Origin of the sequence: Blattabacterium sp. (Cryptocercus kyebangensis) (assembly GCF_003226855.1) — a bacterium.
Classification (GTDB): Bacteria; Bacteroidota; Bacteroidia; order Flavobacteriales; family Blattabacteriaceae; genus Blattabacterium.
Genome location: NZ_CP029820.1, coordinates 154815 through 171796 on the forward strand (window position 1 = coordinate 154815; position 16982 = coordinate 171796).

Here is a 16982-nt window from a genome sequence, read left to right on the forward strand (position 1 = left end):
TTAATAATTTTCAATGATCATTAAAAATTATTTGAAAATAGATTCAAAAATACCGATTGGTCCATTAAATCATAAATGGATTAATCACAAATCTTCTTTAAAATTAGTTTCACCTAATAATCGATCTAATATAGAGATTATTGTTGTTGGAACAGGTCTTTCTGGGGGATCTGCCTCGGCAACTTTAGCTGAATTAGGATATAAAGTAAAAGTTTTTTGTTATCAAGATTCTCCTAGAAGAGCACACTCTGTTGCTGCTCAAGGAGGTATTAATGCTTCTAAAAATTATAAAGGAGATAATGATTCTGTCTATCAACTTTTTTATGATACTATTAAAGGAGGAGATTACAGATCCCGTGAAGCGAATGTTTATCGTTTAGCGGAAATATCTTCCAATATCATTGATCAATGTGTAGCTCAAGGAGTTCCATTTGCTAGGGATTATGCTGGTTATCTTGAAAATAGATCTTTTGGTGGAACAAAAGTCTCTAGAACTTTTTATGCTAAAGGACAAACAGGACAACAACTTTTACTAGCTTGTTATTCAGCTATGTCTAGACAAATAGGAAAAGGTAGAATAAAAATGTATAACCGTTATGAAATGCTGGAATTAGTAGTAATTGATGGTATAGCTAGAGGAATTATTGCTAGAAATTTGGTATCTGGAAAAATTGAACGTTATGCAGCTCATGCAGTTATAATTGCATCAGGAGGTTATGGAAATGTATTTTTTTTATCCACTAATGCAATGGGATCTAATTCCAGTGCAATATGGAAAGTTCATAAAAAAGGTGGATTTTTTGCAAATCCTTGTTTTACTCAAATACATCCAACTTGCATTCCATCACATGGGGATTATCAATCTAAATTAACATTAATGTCCGAATCTTTGAGAAATGACGGACGTATATGGGTCCCTAAAAATATAGAAGATTCTATATCTATACGAAATGGAGAAAAAAATCCTGAAAATATTGTAGAAGAAGAAAGGGATTATTATCTAGAAAGGCGTTATCCATCATTTGGAAATCTTGTACCAAGAGATGTAGCATCTCGTGCAGCTAAAGAACGTTGTGATAAAGGATTTGGAATAGAAAATAATGAAAATAGAGAAGGTGTTTTTTTGGATTTTTCTTCTTCTATAGAACGATATGGAATAGAAAAAGCAAACGAACTTGGAATAAAAAATCCTAGTTTCATGGACATTAAAAGATTTGGAGAAGAAGCTCTAGAATCTAAATATGGAAATTTATTTCATATGTATGAAAAAATAACAGATAAAAATCCTTATAAAAATCCCATGAAAATATATCCAGCTGTTCATTACACAATGGGGGGGTTATGGGTGGATTATAATTTAATGTCATCTATACCTGGTTGTTATGTTATAGGAGAGGCTAATTTTTCTGATCATGGATCTAATCGTCTTGGAGCATCCGCTTTAATGCAAGGTCTGGCTGATGGTTATTTTATTTTACCATATACTATATCTGATTATTTATCTATATATATACATAATAAAAAAGAGATATCTACAAAGCATGTAGAATTTGATAAATCAGAAAAAAAGGTAAAAAATAGAATTCTACAATTAATTTCTAATAATGGAGATTTATCTGTTGATTTTTTTCATAGGAAACTTGGAAATATTATGTGGAAATATGTTGGTATGAGTAGAAATCATAGTGGGTTATCTAAAGCTATAAAAAAAATACAAGAACTTCGTGGTGAATTTTGGAGAAATATTTTCGTTCCTGGAAATATTGAAGATGGATTTAATTCAGAATTAGAAAAAGCGGAACGTGTAGCCGATTTTTTAGAATTAGGAGAATTAATAGCAATGGATGCTCTCTATAGAAAAGAGTCTTGTGGTAGTCATTTTCGTATAGAAAATCAAACAAAGGAGGGGGAATCAATTCGTGATGATCTTCATTATAAACATGTTTCTATATGGAAATATCAAGAAAATAAATCGATTTCCGAAGAAATTATGTATAAAGAAAACTTAACTTTTAGTTTTGTGAAATTGCAATCACGTTCTTATAAATAAAAAATTTTATGAAAGAATTACTAAATTTTATATTAAAAATATGGAGACAAAAAAATAATAAAGAAAAGGGAAAATTTGAAACTTATAGAATTTATGATATATCTCCTGATAGTTCCTTTTTAGAGATGTTAGACCTATTAAATAATAAAATTTTATATAAAAAGGAGGGAAGTCCTATTTCTTTTGATCATGATTGTCGTGAAGGTATTTGTGGAATGTGTTCTTTGTATATAAATGGCCGTTCTCATGGTCCAGAAAGCTTGATTACAACTTGTCAACTGCATATGCGGCATTTTAATAATGGAGAGACTATATATATTGAACCATGGAGAGCTAAATCGTTTCCTATAATTAAGGATCTTGTTGTAGATAGATCTTCTTTTGATAGAATCATTGTATCAGGGGGTTACATTTCTGTAAATACGTTTGGAAGAACTATAGATGGAAACCTGATCCCTATTCCAAAAGAAGATGCAGATAAAGCTTTTGACGCAGGAACATGTATTGGTTGCGGAGCATGTGTTTCTTCATGTAAAAATAGATCTGCAATGCTGTTTGTTTCAGCAAAAATTTCACAATTTTCTTTATTACCTCAAGGAAAAATAGAAAGAAAAAAACGTGTATTAAATATGGTCAAAAAAATGGATGAAGAAGGATTTGGGAATTGTACTAATACTAAGGCGTGTGAAATTGATTGTCCAAAGGGTATTTCCACAGAGAATATTTCTTTTATGAATAAGGAATATATTCAATCTTTTATTTGATTTTAATTTTATATGGAATATTTAGATTTTGAAAAACCTATACAAGAAATTCAGGACCAGTATATTAATTGTATTATTATAGAAAGAAAAAGTGGGGTGGATATGAAAGGCGTTTGTAATCAATTACAATCTAAATTAGAAAAAACTATAAAGAGATTGTACAGTAAATTAACTCCTTGGCAGAGAGTACAATTATCTAGACATCCGAATAGACCTTATACATTGGATTATATATTATCTATTACAAAGAATGAGCCTTTTATTGAATTACATGGTGATCGTCATTTTGGAGATGATAAAGCTATGATAGGTGGATTTGGTAAGATAGAGGGTATAACTTTTATGTTTATAGGCACTCAAAAAGGAAAAAACACTAAAGATAGACAATATAGAAGGTTTGGGATGCCTAATCCAGAAGGATATAGAAAAGCATTACGTCTTATGAAATTAGCAGAAAAATTTCGTAAACCTATTGTTATCTTTATAGATACACCAGGAGCTTTTCCTGGAATAGAAGCAGAACAAAGAGGTCAAGGAGAAGCTATTGGAAAGAATATTTATGAAATGATGGGTCTAAAAGTACCTATAATTATCCTAATTATAGGAGAAGGGGCTAGTGGTGGAGCTTTAGGAATTGGAATAGGAGATAAAGTATCTATGATGGAAAATTCTTGGTATTCCGTAATTTCTCCTGAAAGTTGTTCTACAATACTTTGGGGAAATTGGAAAGAAAAAGAAAAATCAGCAGAGGCATTGAAATTAACGGCAGAAGATATGAAAAAATTAAATCTTATAGATGATGTTATTAAAGAACCTTTAGGAGGTGCACACTTTAATCCAGAACAGGCATATAAAATTGTTAAAAAGAAAATAATAAAATACTATAAAGAATTATCTTCTATTGATATAGAAACACTTATTATTGATAGGAAAAATAAGTATATTGCTATAGGTTATTTTAATGATTAGAAAGTTATTTTATAGCCCATTTTTCTCTTTTATTTCTTTTCAAATCATTATATAGAAAAATCGTATAACCTTTTTTACCATCATGAAAAAAATGAATTCTCTAATCCAAGAGGAAGATAAAAAGTTTCGTTATGATTTCATTAAAAATGGAAAAATTCCTCCTCAAGCTTTGGATTTAGAAGAGGCTATAATAGGATCTATTATGATAGATAAAAAAGGTTTAGATGAAATTATTGATATCCTATTTCCTGAAGTTTTTTATAAAAAAGAACATCAAGAAATATTTCGTTCTATACAAAAGTTATACCATAATTCTAAACCTATAGATATTTATACAGTTTCTAATCAGCTTAGAGAAGATAGAAATCTTGAATTCGTTGGAAACGAATCTTATCTTATAGAATTAACACAAAAAGTTATTTCTTCTGCACATATAGAATATCATAGTCGTATTGTACAACAAAAATTTATTCTAAGAAGATTAATCCGCATTTCTTCAGATATTATAGAAAATTGTTATGATGATAGTACGGATGTTTTTGAACTTTTGGATAAAGCAGAATCAAAATTATTTGAAATAAATCAAAAATATTTAAGAGAAAAAAAATATGAGAATACTCAGATTCTTATAATGAAGGCAATTGATAAGATAAAGAAAGTTGAAAGTAATAAAGAAGGCTTGAGTGGAATTTCTTCTGGTTTTTATAAAATGGATCAAATTACTTCTGGATGGCAAAATTCAGATTTAATTATACTTGCTTCTAGACCTGGAATGGGGAAAACTTCTTTTATGTTATCTATGGTTAGAAATATTGTTATAAAACAAGAAATTCCTGTTGTCATTTTTTCATTAGAAATGTCTTCTATTCAATTAATCACAAGATTAATTTCATCAGAAACTGGTATTTCTTCAGAAAAAATTAAGAAAGCTTGTCTATCTAATTTAGATTGGAAATGTCTTTTCCACAAGACTAAAAAATTAAAAAAATCTCCCCTTTTTATAGATGATACTCCTTCTTTATCGGTATTTAGTTTACGTACTAAATGTCGTCGTTTAATATCTCAGCATGGAATAAAATTAGTAATGATAGATTATATGCAATTAATGGGAATTAGTGATTCTGGTTCTAAATTAAGAAATAGAGAACAAGAAATATCTATAATTTCTCGTAATTTAAAATCTATAGCTAAGGAATTAGATATTCCTATCATTGCTTTATCACAGTTATCTAGGGCAGTAGAAACAAGAGGTGGAAGTAAACGTCCATTATTATCTGATTTGCGTGAGTCAGGAGCTATTGAACAAGATGCAGATATTGTTTTATTTATTTATAGACCTGAATATTATGGATTTAATACTTGGGACTCTGATGAAAAGGATTCTTGTATTGGTCAAGCAGAAATAATCATTGCTAAACATAGAAATGGAGGATTGAACAAGTTTCGTTTGAAATTTATAAGTGATCAAGTAAAATTTATAGATTTTGAAGAAAAGGGAATATCCTCTTCTTTAGTTTGGGAAGAAGATTATAAAAAACTTGATAAAGAAAGTTTTTTTATTGAAACTATTAATGAAAACAACGATTTTTTTTCAGAAGAATATTCTCAAGATGAGAATGATTTGAATTATCATAAGAATTATCTAAAAGATGAAGATAGTTTTTCTTTTTAAAAGAATACTAGAATTTATTATTCATTGAATTTTGAATGGTTTTTTTCCAAAAAAACAATTTGGAAAGATTGCAGAAAAAGTAGAATATTACGGACAATAGTTTTAGTTACACAAACTACAATAGCGTTTGGTATAATTGTATCCATTATAACTTTTTCTATAGGATTTGGATTTAAAGAAGTTATAAAAAAAAAATTATTAAATATTCAAGGACAAATTATTGTTACGAATTTAAAGATAGGAAATTCTATTATTAGAAATAAATCTTTTTTAAAAGATTTATTTCTTTTTAATTTTGTTCGTCGTATTAATCCTTTTTCTGAAAAAGATGTAATTATTTGTGACTATAAATATCAAAATGTTGATAAATTTATATTCAAAGGGATATCTAAAGATTATAATCCTATTTTTTTTAAAAATTTTTTGGTTATAGGTTCTTTGGGAAAAGTAAAGAAAAATTTATTTTCTAATTATGGAATTCTTATATCTAAAAAAGTATCTATTTCTTTAGGATTAAATATTGGATCATCTATTATCATAAACTTTTTTTTTTCTAAAAATGGAAATCCTTTTTTTGTTTCTAAAAAATTTTATGTTTGTGGTTTATATGATACGAGTATTCCAGAATTTGATGATGTTTATCTCATTGGAGATATCAAACATATACAGTCATTTATGAATAGTAGTGTTAATAATAATGGTTGGGATGAAGATTTTTTAGAAGGAGTTGAAATTTTTGTATCTTATATAAATTTTAATAAAATAAAATCTATTAAAAAAAAAATTGATCAAAAATATTCTGATAATTTTTTAGTAAAAACTATTTATGATCAATCTTATGAAAAAATTATAGAATGGATAAAAATTTTTGATATTAATATTTTTGTTATTAGTATGATCGTGATTATAACTGTTTTATTCAATGTGATTGTATTCTTTTTAATACTTATTCTAGAAAGAATTAAAACTATAGGGATTTTAAAAACTTTAGGTGCTAGAAATAAAGTTATACATAAAATATTTTTATATTACATTATACAAATTTTAGGTCCTCCATTGGTAATAGGGAATAGCATAGGGATTTCTTTTTTGATTTTTCAAAATAAATTTAGGTTTTTATCTTTAAATAAAATGAAATATTATGTTGAGTATGTTCCTGTTCATTTTAATATAAATCATATTTTACTTATTAATTTATCTATTTTATTGATATGTTTTTCTACCGTATTTTTTTCTTCTTGGTTTATTATTAAGAAAATTCCCCCTATTAGATCTATAGAGTTTGAGTAAATATTGTATTTTTACAAAAAAAATTCAATTAATTTTTGATACTCGTAAAATCTTCATCTGGAATAAGAGGAACATTGGGAGGAAAAGTAGGGAAAGGATTTTCTCCTATAGAAATCATTAAATTTTCTGCAGGATATGTTTCCTGGATGAAAAAAAAATATAAGAATAAAAATAAGTACCTAATAGTATTAGGTAGAGATGGTCGTACCACTTCTTCTATATTTCAACAATTTTTAGTGATTACTTTTCAAAGTCTTGGGGTAAATGTTATTGATATTGGATTATCTACAACTCCTACTGTTGGTATTGCTGTTATAAATGAAAAAGCAGATGGAGGAGTTATGTTAACTGCAAGTCATAACCCAAAAAATTGGAATGGATTAAAAATGTTTAATTCTCAAGGAGAATTTTTATCTGAAAAAGATCTTGAAAGATTATTTTATATAGCAGAAAAAGAATATTTTAGTTTTGCCTCTTTTGATCAATTAGGTTTTTATTTATATAGAAAAAATTATATCCAAAAACATATAGAGATCATCCTCTCTTTACCATTAGTAGATAAAGAGATAATTAAAAAATCTAGATTTAAAATAGTAGTAGATGGAATTAATTCTACAGGAGGGATAGCTGTCCCGATTCTTTTAGAAGAGTATTTTGGAGCTAAAGTAATTAAAATGCATTGTATTCCTCATGGAGATTTTATTCATAATCCTGAACCTATTGAAAAAAATTTAAAATCAGTTTGTAAAATGGTTTCAGAAGGAAAAGCTGATTTAGGAATATCTGTTGATCCGGATGTAGATAGAGTTGTATTTATTTGTGAAAATGGAGATTTTTTTGGGGAGGAATATACTTTAGTATCTATTTCGGATTACATATTAGAGAATAAAATAGGATCTGTAGTTTCTACTTTTTCCTCTTCTCAGGCATTAAAAGATTTATCTATAAATAAAGGAGTTTCTTATTATGCTACTTCTGTTGGCGAAGTACATGTTGTTAAAAAAATGAAAGAAGTTAAAGCTGTTATTGGGGGAGAAGGAAATGGAGGAATCATTTATCCAGATTTACGTTATGGAAGAGATGCATTAGTAGGTATCGCTTTATTTTTAACTTATATAGCAAAACTTTCTAAAATACCGTTAACCGAATTAAAAAAAAGGTATTCTAATTATTTTATGTCCAAAAAAAAAATTCGATTATCTCCCAATCAAAAAATTGTAAAAATATTAGAAAGAATAAAAAAAATATATAAAGGAAAAAAAATGGATTTAAAAGATGGAATTAAAATTTATTTTCTAAATAATGAATGGATTCATATAAGGAAATCTAATACTGAAAATATTATTCGAATACATATAGAAAGTCCTTCAAAAAAAAGAGTAAATTTTTTAGAAAAAAAAATTCTATATGAAGTAAAAAAAAATTATGATTAATTTAAAAAATATATGTCAAATAATTTTGTAGAAAATATAGAAGAGAAATGGATAAAAAAAAATGATTTACCTTTGTTTAGTTCTGGAGATACTATCACTGTTTTTTTTGAGATTAAAGAAGGAGAAAAAAAAAGAGTTCAATCCTTTAAAGGAGTTGTTATCAAAAAACAAGGAAAAGGATTGACGAAAACCTTTACGGTTCGTAAGATGAGTGGAGAGATAGGAATTGAACGTATATTTATTTTTAATCAACCAAGTATACAAAAAATAGAAGTCAATAAAAAAGGAAAAGTACGTAGATCTAAAATCTATTATTTTAGATCTCTTAGAGGTAAAAAAGCTAGAGTTTAGTAAATGAAAAGAAAAAGCGAAAAAGAGAATCATATTTTAATTTATGATTCTCTCTTTCGCTTTTTATCATTCTCACTATTTATTTTTTATTTTTTATCGTTTTCCTCTGTATTTACCTTATCTTTTTCTTTATTATTATTGTTGTTAGTTGAAGTAGATTCCTCATTTTTGGAGGATTCCTCTTCATTAGGTGGTGTAGAAGGAGGAGTTGTAGTCGTATTTGTTTGATTTTCATTGTTAGTATTAGCTGTTTTTTCCTCTTCTGTTGGAGTAGGATTATCGTTCTTAGACTTGTTATTACAACTACTTGTAAATAAAAATATAGCTAAAAAAATTGTGGTAATGGTAATTCTTAATTTTTTCATCATAATCAATAGTATTTCAGTTATAACATATTCTGGACAAATTTATATAAAAATTTGGAATGAAAAAATATATCATTATTTGTATTTTTTTTATAAAAATGAATAATTGAATATAAAAATTCATCATATTATTTCTTTTTTTATTTGAGTATAAGAATATTAGAAATTATATTATTTCTATAAAAAAGTAAAATTATATATATTTTGAAAAAAACTAAAAAATTATGTCTTTAAATAAAAAGATTTTAAAGGAAGCTTTGACTTTTGATGATGTATTATTAATTCCATCATATTCTTCAATTCTTCCATCAGAAGTATCTCTTAAAACTTCTTTAACCTTTGATATTACACTAAATATTCCTATATTAAGTGCTGCTATGGATACAGTTACAGAATTTTCTTTGGCTATATCCATAGCTAGAGAAGGGGGGATAGGAATTATTCATAAAAATATGAATATAAAAAATCAATCGGAAGAGGTTTATAGAGTAAAAAGAAGTGAAAGTGGTATGATAGATGATCCGATTACTCTTTCTAGAGATTCAACACTTAGAGATGCACAAAATCTCATGAAGAAATATCATATTTCTGGATTACCAGTGATTGAAAAAGATTTTACTTTAGTTGGTATTATAACTAATAGAGATATCAAATATCGTATAGATTTAGATTCTTTAGTAGAAGATGTGATGACAAAAGAAAATTTGATTACTTCCAAAAAAAATATAAATCTAGAAGAAGCAAAGAATATTCTTTTAAAAGAAAGAATAGAAAAACTTCCTATTATAGATGATTTTAAAAAATTAGTTGGGTTAATTACAATTAGAGATATAGATAATTTAATAGAATATCCAAATGCTTGTAAAGATCCTAAAGGACGTTTACGTGTAGGAGCTGCTGTTGGAATAGATAAAAATACTTTAGATAGAGTGGAATCCTTAGTTAAGGTTGGTGTAGATCTTATATCTATAGATTCTGCTCATGGACATTCTATTAGTGTATTGAAAACAATAAAATCTATTCGAACCTATTTTCCAGATATAGCATTAATAGCTGGTAATGTGGTAACTATGAAAGCAGCAAAAGATTTAATAGATGCTGGATCTACTATTTTAAAAGTAGGGATAGGATCCGGTTCTATTTGTACTACAAGGGTAGTAGCTGGTGTAGGAATGCCTCAAATTACGGCTATAAATGATGTATATGAATATGCTAAAACAAGAAATGTAAATATTATTTCTGATGGGGGGATCAGATATTCAGGAGATGTAGTAAAAGCTATTGCAGCTGGAGCAAGCTCTGTAATGATTGGTAGTTTATTTGCAGGAACAGATGAAGCTCCAGGAGAGGAAATTATTTTTCAAGGTAGAAAGTTTAAAACATATGTAGGAATGGGGTCCTTAGTAGCTATGAAAAAAGGAAGTGGAGATCGTTATTTTCAATTTGAAGAAAAGTATGTTCCAGAAGGAATAGAAGCAAGAGTTCCCTATAAAGGGAAAATGAAAGATGTTATTTTTCAAATATGTGGAGGATTAAGATCTGGAATGGGTTATTGTGGAGTATCGACAATTAAAGAATTAATGAAAATGGGAAAATTTGTAAGGATAACTAATTCTGGATTAAAAGAAAACCATCCCCATAGCGTAAGTATAACGAAAGAATCTCCCAATTATTGGAAATATATAGGAGTATAAAAATACCCGGGACGGGATTTGAACCCGTACGATCACAATGATCACAGGATTTTAAGTCCTGTGTGTCTACCAATTCCACCACCCGGGTTTAGTAGAATAAAAGAAAAGCGAGAAACGGGACTCGAACCCGCGGCTCCGACCTTGGCAAGGTCGTACTCTACCAACTGAGCTATTCTCGCAAATTCGAAAATAGTGTCCAAAAATAGGGAAAACACATTAATATATGTCTAAATTTTTATTCATCCAATAAATTTTTAATTTATTTTATTATTTTGAATACCTCTATAGGTTTTCTTTTTTATAGAATTAATATTTTTTTTTAAAAAAATTTATTATTCTTTTTAAAAGAAAAAAGGATTTTTTTTTGGGTAAAAAATTATTTTTCATTTTTTTTTCTTCTAAAAGACTTTTTTTATCCAATTTTTTTAATATTTCTTTTGCTCTATGAATAATTTCTATGGGCATTCCTGAAATTTTTGCTACGTGAATACCGTAACTATGTTCACTTCCCCCCTCAATCATTTTTCGCATAAAAATAATATTTTCATAAATTTTTTTTACAGATATATGATAATTTTGAATTCTTTTAAAAAAAGAACTTATTTTATTTAATTCATGATAATGAGTTGCAAATAAGGTAAGAGGTCTAAAAGGACTTTCATGTAAAAATTCCACAATAGACCAAGCAATAGCTATTCCATCATAAGTACTTGTACCTCGTCCTATTTCATCTAAAATAAGAAAACTTCTTTTAGAAAAATTGTTTAATATATTTGCCGTTTCATTCATTTCTACCATGAAAGTAGATTCTCCTAAAGAGAGATTATCGGAGGCTCCTACTCTACTAAATATTTTATCTACTAATCCTATTTCTGCATGTTTAGCAGGAACAAAACTTCCTATATGGGCCATTATTATAATGATAGCCGTTTGACGAAGAATTGCTGATTTTCCTGACATATTTGGCCCCGTTATTATAATAATTTGTTGATCTTTTTTATTTAAAATTACATCATTGGGTATATACGATGTTTTTGAGATAAACTGTCTTTCAATAACTGGATGTCTTCCCTTTTTTATGCATAATCTAAAAGAATGATTTATTTCTGGTTTTACATAATAATTTTCTAATGCAGAAAGGGAAAAGGAACATAATACATCCAATTCTGCAATTATTTTTGCATTTTTTTGTAAAGGGATTATGTATTTTAAAATTTGATTAATTAGATCATGAAAAATCTCTTTTTCTAGAGAAAGAATTTTTTGTTCAGAATTTAGAATTTGTAACTCATAATTTTTTAATTCTTCAGTTGTATATCTTTCAGAATTAGTTAATGTTTGTTTTTGTATCCAATGAGATGGGACTTTGTATTTTTTTGTTTTTTTAACTTCTAAAAAGTATCCAAAAATATTGTTATATCCAATTTTTAAATTATGAATTCCTGTATTGGATTTTTCAATAGAACATAGTTTTTCCAAGTATTCTTTTTTGGAAAAATATAAATTACGAATTTTATCCAATTCTTTAGAAACCCCTTTTGCTATTACATTTCCTTTTTCTATATAATATGGAGGATTCTGGTCTATTGTATGCAGTATTTTTTTGGATATTATATTGCAATCTTGAAATGAATTTCCAATTTCTAAAAAAGTTGGATATTGGTCATTTGACAAAAATTTTTTTTTTATTTGAACTGTAGCTGTTAAAGATTTATGTAATGTAATTACTTCACGTGGGGATATTTTTCCAATAGACATTTTAGCAATTATTCGTTCTATATCATAAATTTCTTTAAGTTTTTTTTGGATAAAAGAACGAATATAAATGTTTGAAAAAAGATTTTCTACTACTTTATGACGTTTTTGTATATGAATAATATTTGTTAGAGGAAAATGAATCCAATTTTTTAATAATCTACCTCCCATAGGAGTTATAGTTTTATCAATAATATCAATTAAGGATACACCTTTTTTATTCAAACAATGAAATATTTCTAAATTTCTAAATGTAAAATCATCAATCCACATATGTTCTTCTTTTTTTATTCTTTTTATATTAGAAATATGTTTTATTTTATAATGTTGGGTATCGTATAAATAGTTTAAGATAACTCCGGAAGCAATGATACCTAGTTTTAAATTATCTATTCCAAAACCTTTTAAAGAATTTGTTTGAAAATGAGATATCAATTTTTCATATGAAAAGGAATAATTGAACATACAATCTTCTATTAAAAATGTATAATATTTGTCTTTTAGAAATTTTTCAAAAAAATTTTTTTCTTTTTTTTGAAAAAGAACTTCACTTGGATTAAAATGTTCTAAGTATTGTAGTATACTTTCTTGGTTATCTTCTGCTATAAAGAATTCTCCTGTAGAAATATCTAAAAAACTTATACCTAATTTTTTTTTTTCTATATGGATAGAAGCTAAAAAATTATTTGATTTGGTTTGTAATATATTTTCGTCTATAGATATTCCTGGTGTAACTAATTCTATAACTCCTCTTTTGACAATATTTTTTCCTCTTTTGGGTACTTCTAATTGATCACAAATGGCTACACGGTGTCCTGATCGTATTAATTTAGGTAAATAAGCATTTAAAGAGTGATAAGGGAACCCTGCTAGATGAATAATAGCATGTTTTTTTTTACTAGATCGCTTAGTTAAAACAATATCTAATATTTTAGAACATTTTATGGCATCTTCTCCAAAAGTTTCATAAAAATCTCCTACTTGAAACAGTAATATGGCATCTGGATATTTAGATTTTATATCATTATATTGCTTGATTAATGGAGTCTCTTCTTTCTTTATTAAAGTATTTTGGTCTTTATTCATACCTAATAGTAATTAAAAATAAAGTAGGGTATTTTTTTATAAAATAAAAAATTTAATTAAGGAAATAAAAATCTTGTTTTTGAATATGAATTTATTATGTCAAAAAAATTTAAAGAATATAAAGAATTAAATCTCAAGAATATTTCTAAAGAAATAACTCAATATTGGAAAAAAAATAAAATTATTCAAAAAAGTTTTCAGTTTAGAAAAAATCTTAATAAAAAGAATAGATTTTCTTATTATATTTTATATGAAGGGCCTCCTTCTTTAAATGGAAGTCCTGGTATACATCATACAGTATCTAGAACTATAAAAGATATATTTTGCAGATATCATACTCTTAAAGGAAAAATAGCAATTAGAAAAGCGGGATGGGATACTCATGGATTACCTATAGAACTTAATGTAGAAAAAAAAATAGGAATTACTAAAAATGATATAGGAAAAAATATAAGTATAGAAAAGTATAATAGTATTTGTAAATATTTTGTCAAAAAATCAATGAAAAAATGGATAAAATTTACAAATAGAATAGGATATTGGGTAGATCTTAAAAATTCTTTTATAACATATAAAACCAAATATATAGAAAGTGTATGGTGGTTGATAAAAAAATTATATCAAAAAAAAATTATTTATAAAGGTTATACTATTCAACCTTATTCTCCAGCTGCAGGAACAGGATTAAGTTATCATGAATTAAATATGCCAGGAACTTATAAAAAAGTAAAACAAATAACTCCTACATTAAAATTCAAAGCGAAAAAAAAAACTTTACCAAAAGAAATTCAAAATTTTTTAGGAGATATATATTTAATATCTTGGACTACTACACCTTGGACTCTTCCATCAAATACAGCATTAGCTATTGGATCGAATATCGATTATGTTTTAGTGAAGACTTATTGTCCTTATACTTTTTCAAAAGAGAACATTATTCTAGCTGAGAAATTAATTTATAAAATATTATTACCAAATAGATTTTATCCCGTATCAAATAATTATGAATTTGATCAATCAAAAATCGAAAATAAAAATAAGATTCCTTATTTCATAGCATATAAATTCAAGGGAAAAGATCTTTTTAAAAGTAGATATGAACAATTATTACCTTGGTTTAAACCTTATCAAGAAGAAAATAATGCTTTTCAAGTAATCAATGGAGATGGTTATGTAAATGAAAATGAAGGGACTGGAATTGTTCATATAGCTCCTACATTTGGAATAGATGATTTAAAAATAGCTAGAAAAAATAATATTCCATCTATGTTAATCTTGAATGAAGAAAATATTCCTGTTCCTTTAGTAGATATGCAAGGAAAATTTTTAAATAGTTATCCTCATGGATTTAGTGGGAAATACGTAAAAAATGATTTTAGTACTACTACTAATAATATAAATAAAAAACTAGTTTCTGTAGATCAAGAAATAGTTTCCTTTCTTGAAAAAGAAAAAAAACTTTTCAAAGTAGAAACTTATACACATTTTTATCCACATTGTTGGAGAACAGAAAAACCTATTCTTTATTATCCTTTAGATTCATGGTTCATAAGAACAACAAGGATAAGAGAAAAATTAATTTCTTTAAATAAAAAAATAAATTGGATTCCTAAATTTATAGGAGCAAAACGTTTTGATTCCTGGTTGGAGAATATAAGAGATTGGAATTTATCACGTTCTAGATATTGGGGAACTCCTTTACCAATTTGGAGAACAAAAGATGGAAAAGAAGAATTAGTTATAGGATCTATTAAGGAATTGTTTTTAGAGATTCAAAAATCTATTGAACATGGATTTATGTCATACAATATTTTGGAAAATTTTATTCCGGATGATATGAGAGATGAAAATTATGAAAAAATAGATTTGCATAAACATTTTTTAGACAAAATTATATTGGTTTCTAGTAAAGGAGCTCCAATGAAAAGAGAATCAGATTTAATAGATGTGTGGTTCGATTCTGGAGCTATGCCATATGCTCAATTTCATTATCCTTTTGAGAATAGGAAATATATTGATAAATATCAATTTTTTCCTGCAGATTTTATTGCAGAAGGGATAGATCAAACAAGAGGATGGTTTTTCACGTTACATACTATTAGTTCTTTATTATTTAATTCTATAGCATATAAAAATGTTATATCTACTGGGTTAATCTTAGATAAAGAAGGATATAAAATGTCTAAAAGTAAAGGGAATACTATAAATCCTTTTGAATTAATAGAAAATTATGGTCCTGATGCAATACGTTGGTATATTATATTTAATTCTGAACCTTGGGATAATTTAAAATTTGATATAAAAGGAATTTATACAGGAATTAATAAATTTTTTGGGACACTTTATAATGTTTATTCTTTTTTTGTTTTATATGCTAATATAGATGGATTCTACTATAAAGAAGTAGATTGTTCTTTAAAAAATTACACTGAATTAGATCTTTGGATACTTTCTGAATTAAATACAATGATTAAAAAAGTGGATGAATATTATACAGATTATAATCCTACTAAAGCTGCTCGTATTATTTCATTTTTTGTATTAGATCAATTAAGTAATTGGTATATAAGGTTGTGTCGTCGAAGATTTTGGAAAGAAGAATATACGAATAATAAAATTTCGGCATATCAAATACTTTACAAATGTTTGGTTACAATTGCTAAATTATTATCTCCTATTGCTCCATTTTTTTCGGAAAAATTATATATGGACCTAAATTCTATCACAAAAATAGAAAATTTTGAAAGTATTCATTTTACCAATTTTCCGATCTATGATTCATCATTTGTCAATAAAGAATTGGAAAAAAAAATGCTTTTAGTTCAAAGGATTACTACTATGGGATTTTCCATAAGGAAAAAAAATGGAATAAAAATTCGTCAACCTTTGAAAAAATTACTCATTTTAATTCGTGATGAAAAAATCCGTTTTGGATTGAAAAAAACGTCTGAAATTCTTAAACAAGAAATAAATGTAAAAAATATTGAATTTACGGAATCTTATAAAGATTTAGAATCAGTGAAACATATTCAACCAAACTATAAATCCCTAGGGACTAGATTTGGAAATAAAACTCCAATTATCTCGGAAATAATAAAAAAATTTACTCAGGATAATATTAAAGAAATCGAATCTAAAAAAAAATATATTTTTTCTCTTCAAGGAGAAAAAATTATATTATTTTTAAAAGATGTAAAAATTACTACCGAATTTATTAAAAATTGGTCTATCGTATTTGATAATGAACTTACAATAGCTTTAGATTTAAATATTACGAATTCTCTTTGGGAAGAAGGGGTTACAAGAGAATTAATTAGATATATACAAGAATTAAGAAAAAAGTGTAACTACAATGTTATTGATAAAATATTTATATATATAAATTCTATTCAAAGAATAAAGTCTGTTATAAAGAACAATAAAAACTTCATCTGTAAAGATACTCTTGCCGTAGATATTTTTTTAGAAAAAAATATAGAAAAAAAAGGCATAAAAATCGATTTTGAAAAAAATCCAATATATATACTGATTCGAAAAGTAGAAAATACATAAA

At 26.3% G+C, this 16982-nt stretch carries 11 protein-coding genes and 2 tRNA genes; 9 read left to right on the forward strand and 4 right to left on the reverse strand.

Translation table 11 applies throughout. From position 1 onward, the window contains the following. Window positions 1-13: 13 nt before the first annotated feature. The 7 genes from DM815_RS00740 to rplS all read left to right on the forward strand — a co-directional run bounded on the left by DM815_RS00740 (window position 14) and on the right by rplS (window position 8529). Window positions 14-2050: a fumarate reductase/succinate dehydrogenase flavoprotein subunit gene (locus tag DM815_RS00740; protein WP_110508606.1), complete on the forward strand. Its 2037-nt coding sequence runs from the start codon at window positions 14-16 to the stop codon at window positions 2048-2050. Between the two features lie 8 nt (window positions 2051-2058). After that, window positions 2059-2814, forward strand: coding sequence for a succinate dehydrogenase/fumarate reductase iron-sulfur subunit (locus tag DM815_RS00745; RefSeq protein WP_110508608.1), 756 nt, complete (start codon window positions 2059-2061; stop codon window positions 2812-2814). A gap of 12 nt (window positions 2815-2826) precedes the next feature. Next, window positions 2827-3783, forward strand: a complete 957-nt coding sequence (locus tag DM815_RS00750) for an acetyl-CoA carboxylase carboxyltransferase subunit alpha (protein ID WP_110508610.1) — start codon at window positions 2827-2829, stop codon at window positions 3781-3783. Between the two features lie 82 nt (window positions 3784-3865). Beyond that, complete coding sequence (gene dnaB / locus DM815_RS00755) at window positions 3866-5455, forward strand: replicative DNA helicase (RefSeq protein ID WP_110508612.1); 1590 nt, start codon at window positions 3866-3868, stop codon at window positions 5453-5455. A gap of 24 nt (window positions 5456-5479) precedes the next feature. Next, window positions 5480-6745 carry an ABC transporter permease gene (locus DM815_RS00760; RefSeq protein WP_110508614.1) on the forward strand — a complete coding sequence of 422 codons (1266 nt, stop codon included), beginning with the start codon at window positions 5480-5482 and terminating at the stop codon, window positions 6743-6745. Between the two features lie 35 nt (window positions 6746-6780). After that, on the forward strand, window positions 6781-8178 hold the full coding sequence (gene glmM, locus DM815_RS00765; RefSeq protein ID WP_110508616.1) for a phosphoglucosamine mutase: 1398 nt from the start codon (window positions 6781-6783) through the stop codon (window positions 8176-8178). A 12-nt stretch (window positions 8179-8190) separates the two neighbouring features. Continuing rightward, the gene (gene rplS / locus DM815_RS00770; protein WP_201260570.1) at window positions 8191-8529 is read left to right on the forward strand and encodes a 50S ribosomal protein L19; all 339 of its coding nucleotides are present in this window, start codon (window positions 8191-8193) and stop codon (window positions 8527-8529) included. An 86-nt stretch (window positions 8530-8615) separates the two neighbouring features. Here rplS and DM815_RS00775 read toward each other — a convergent pair whose 3' ends face one another. Then, complete coding sequence (locus DM815_RS00775) at window positions 8616-8897, reverse strand: hypothetical protein (RefSeq protein ID WP_110508618.1); 282 nt, start codon at window positions 8895-8897, stop codon at window positions 8616-8618. A 221-nt stretch (window positions 8898-9118) separates the two neighbouring features. Here DM815_RS00775 and guaB point away from each other — a divergent pair, with 221 nt between their 5' ends. After that, a complete protein-coding gene (guaB, locus tag DM815_RS00780; protein WP_110508620.1) occupies window positions 9119-10588 on the forward strand; it encodes an IMP dehydrogenase in 1470 nt (489 codons plus the stop codon). Between the two features lie 3 nt (window positions 10589-10591). Here guaB and DM815_RS00785 read toward each other — a convergent pair. From DM815_RS00785 to mutS, 3 genes are all read right to left on the reverse strand, one after another. Next, window positions 10592-10676 (reverse strand) — tRNA-Leu (locus DM815_RS00785). A gap of 18 nt (window positions 10677-10694) precedes the next feature. Continuing rightward, a tRNA-Gly gene (locus tag DM815_RS00790) sits at window positions 10695-10767 on the reverse strand. A gap of 127 nt (window positions 10768-10894) precedes the next feature. Continuing rightward, the gene (gene mutS / locus DM815_RS00795; RefSeq protein WP_110508622.1) at window positions 10895-13429 is read right to left on the reverse strand and encodes a DNA mismatch repair protein MutS; all 2535 of its coding nucleotides are present in this window, start codon (window positions 13427-13429) and stop codon (window positions 10895-10897) included. A gap of 96 nt (window positions 13430-13525) precedes the next feature. Here mutS and ileS point away from each other — a divergent pair, with 96 nt between their 5' ends. Beyond that, a complete protein-coding gene (gene ileS, locus DM815_RS00800; protein ID WP_110508624.1) occupies window positions 13526-16981 on the forward strand; it encodes an isoleucine--tRNA ligase in 3456 nt (1151 codons plus the stop codon). Window position 16982: the final 1 nt, after the last annotated feature.

What these genes read in the sequence shown, in the direction of transcription:
- DM815_RS00740 (WP_110508606.1), top strand. Translation starts at nt 14, where the DNA reads ATGATCATTAAAAATTATTTGAAAATAGATTCAAAAATACCGATTGGT.
- DM815_RS00745 (WP_110508608.1), top strand. Translation starts at nt 2,059, where the DNA reads ATGAAAGAATTACTAAATTTTATATTAAAAATATGGAGACAAAAAAAT.
- DM815_RS00750 (WP_110508610.1), top strand. Translation starts at nt 2,827, where the DNA reads ATGGAATATTTAGATTTTGAAAAACCTATACAAGAAATTCAGGACCAG.
- dnaB (WP_110508612.1), top strand. Translation starts at nt 3,866, where the DNA reads ATGAAAAAAATGAATTCTCTAATCCAAGAGGAAGATAAAAAGTTTCGT.
- rplS (WP_201260570.1), top strand. Translation starts at nt 8,191, where the DNA reads ATGTCAAATAATTTTGTAGAAAATATAGAAGAGAAATGGATAAAAAAA.
- DM815_RS00775 (WP_110508618.1), bottom strand. Translation starts at nt 8,897, where the DNA reads ATGATGAAAAAATTAAGAATTACCATTACCACAATTTTTTTAGCTATA.
- guaB (WP_110508620.1), top strand. Translation starts at nt 9,119, where the DNA reads ATGTCTTTAAATAAAAAGATTTTAAAGGAAGCTTTGACTTTTGATGAT.
- mutS (WP_110508622.1), bottom strand. Translation starts at nt 13,429, where the DNA reads ATGAATAAAGACCAAAATACTTTAATAAAGAAAGAAGAGACTCCATTA.
- ileS (WP_110508624.1), top strand. Translation starts at nt 13,526, where the DNA reads ATGTCAAAAAAATTTAAAGAATATAAAGAATTAAATCTCAAGAATATT.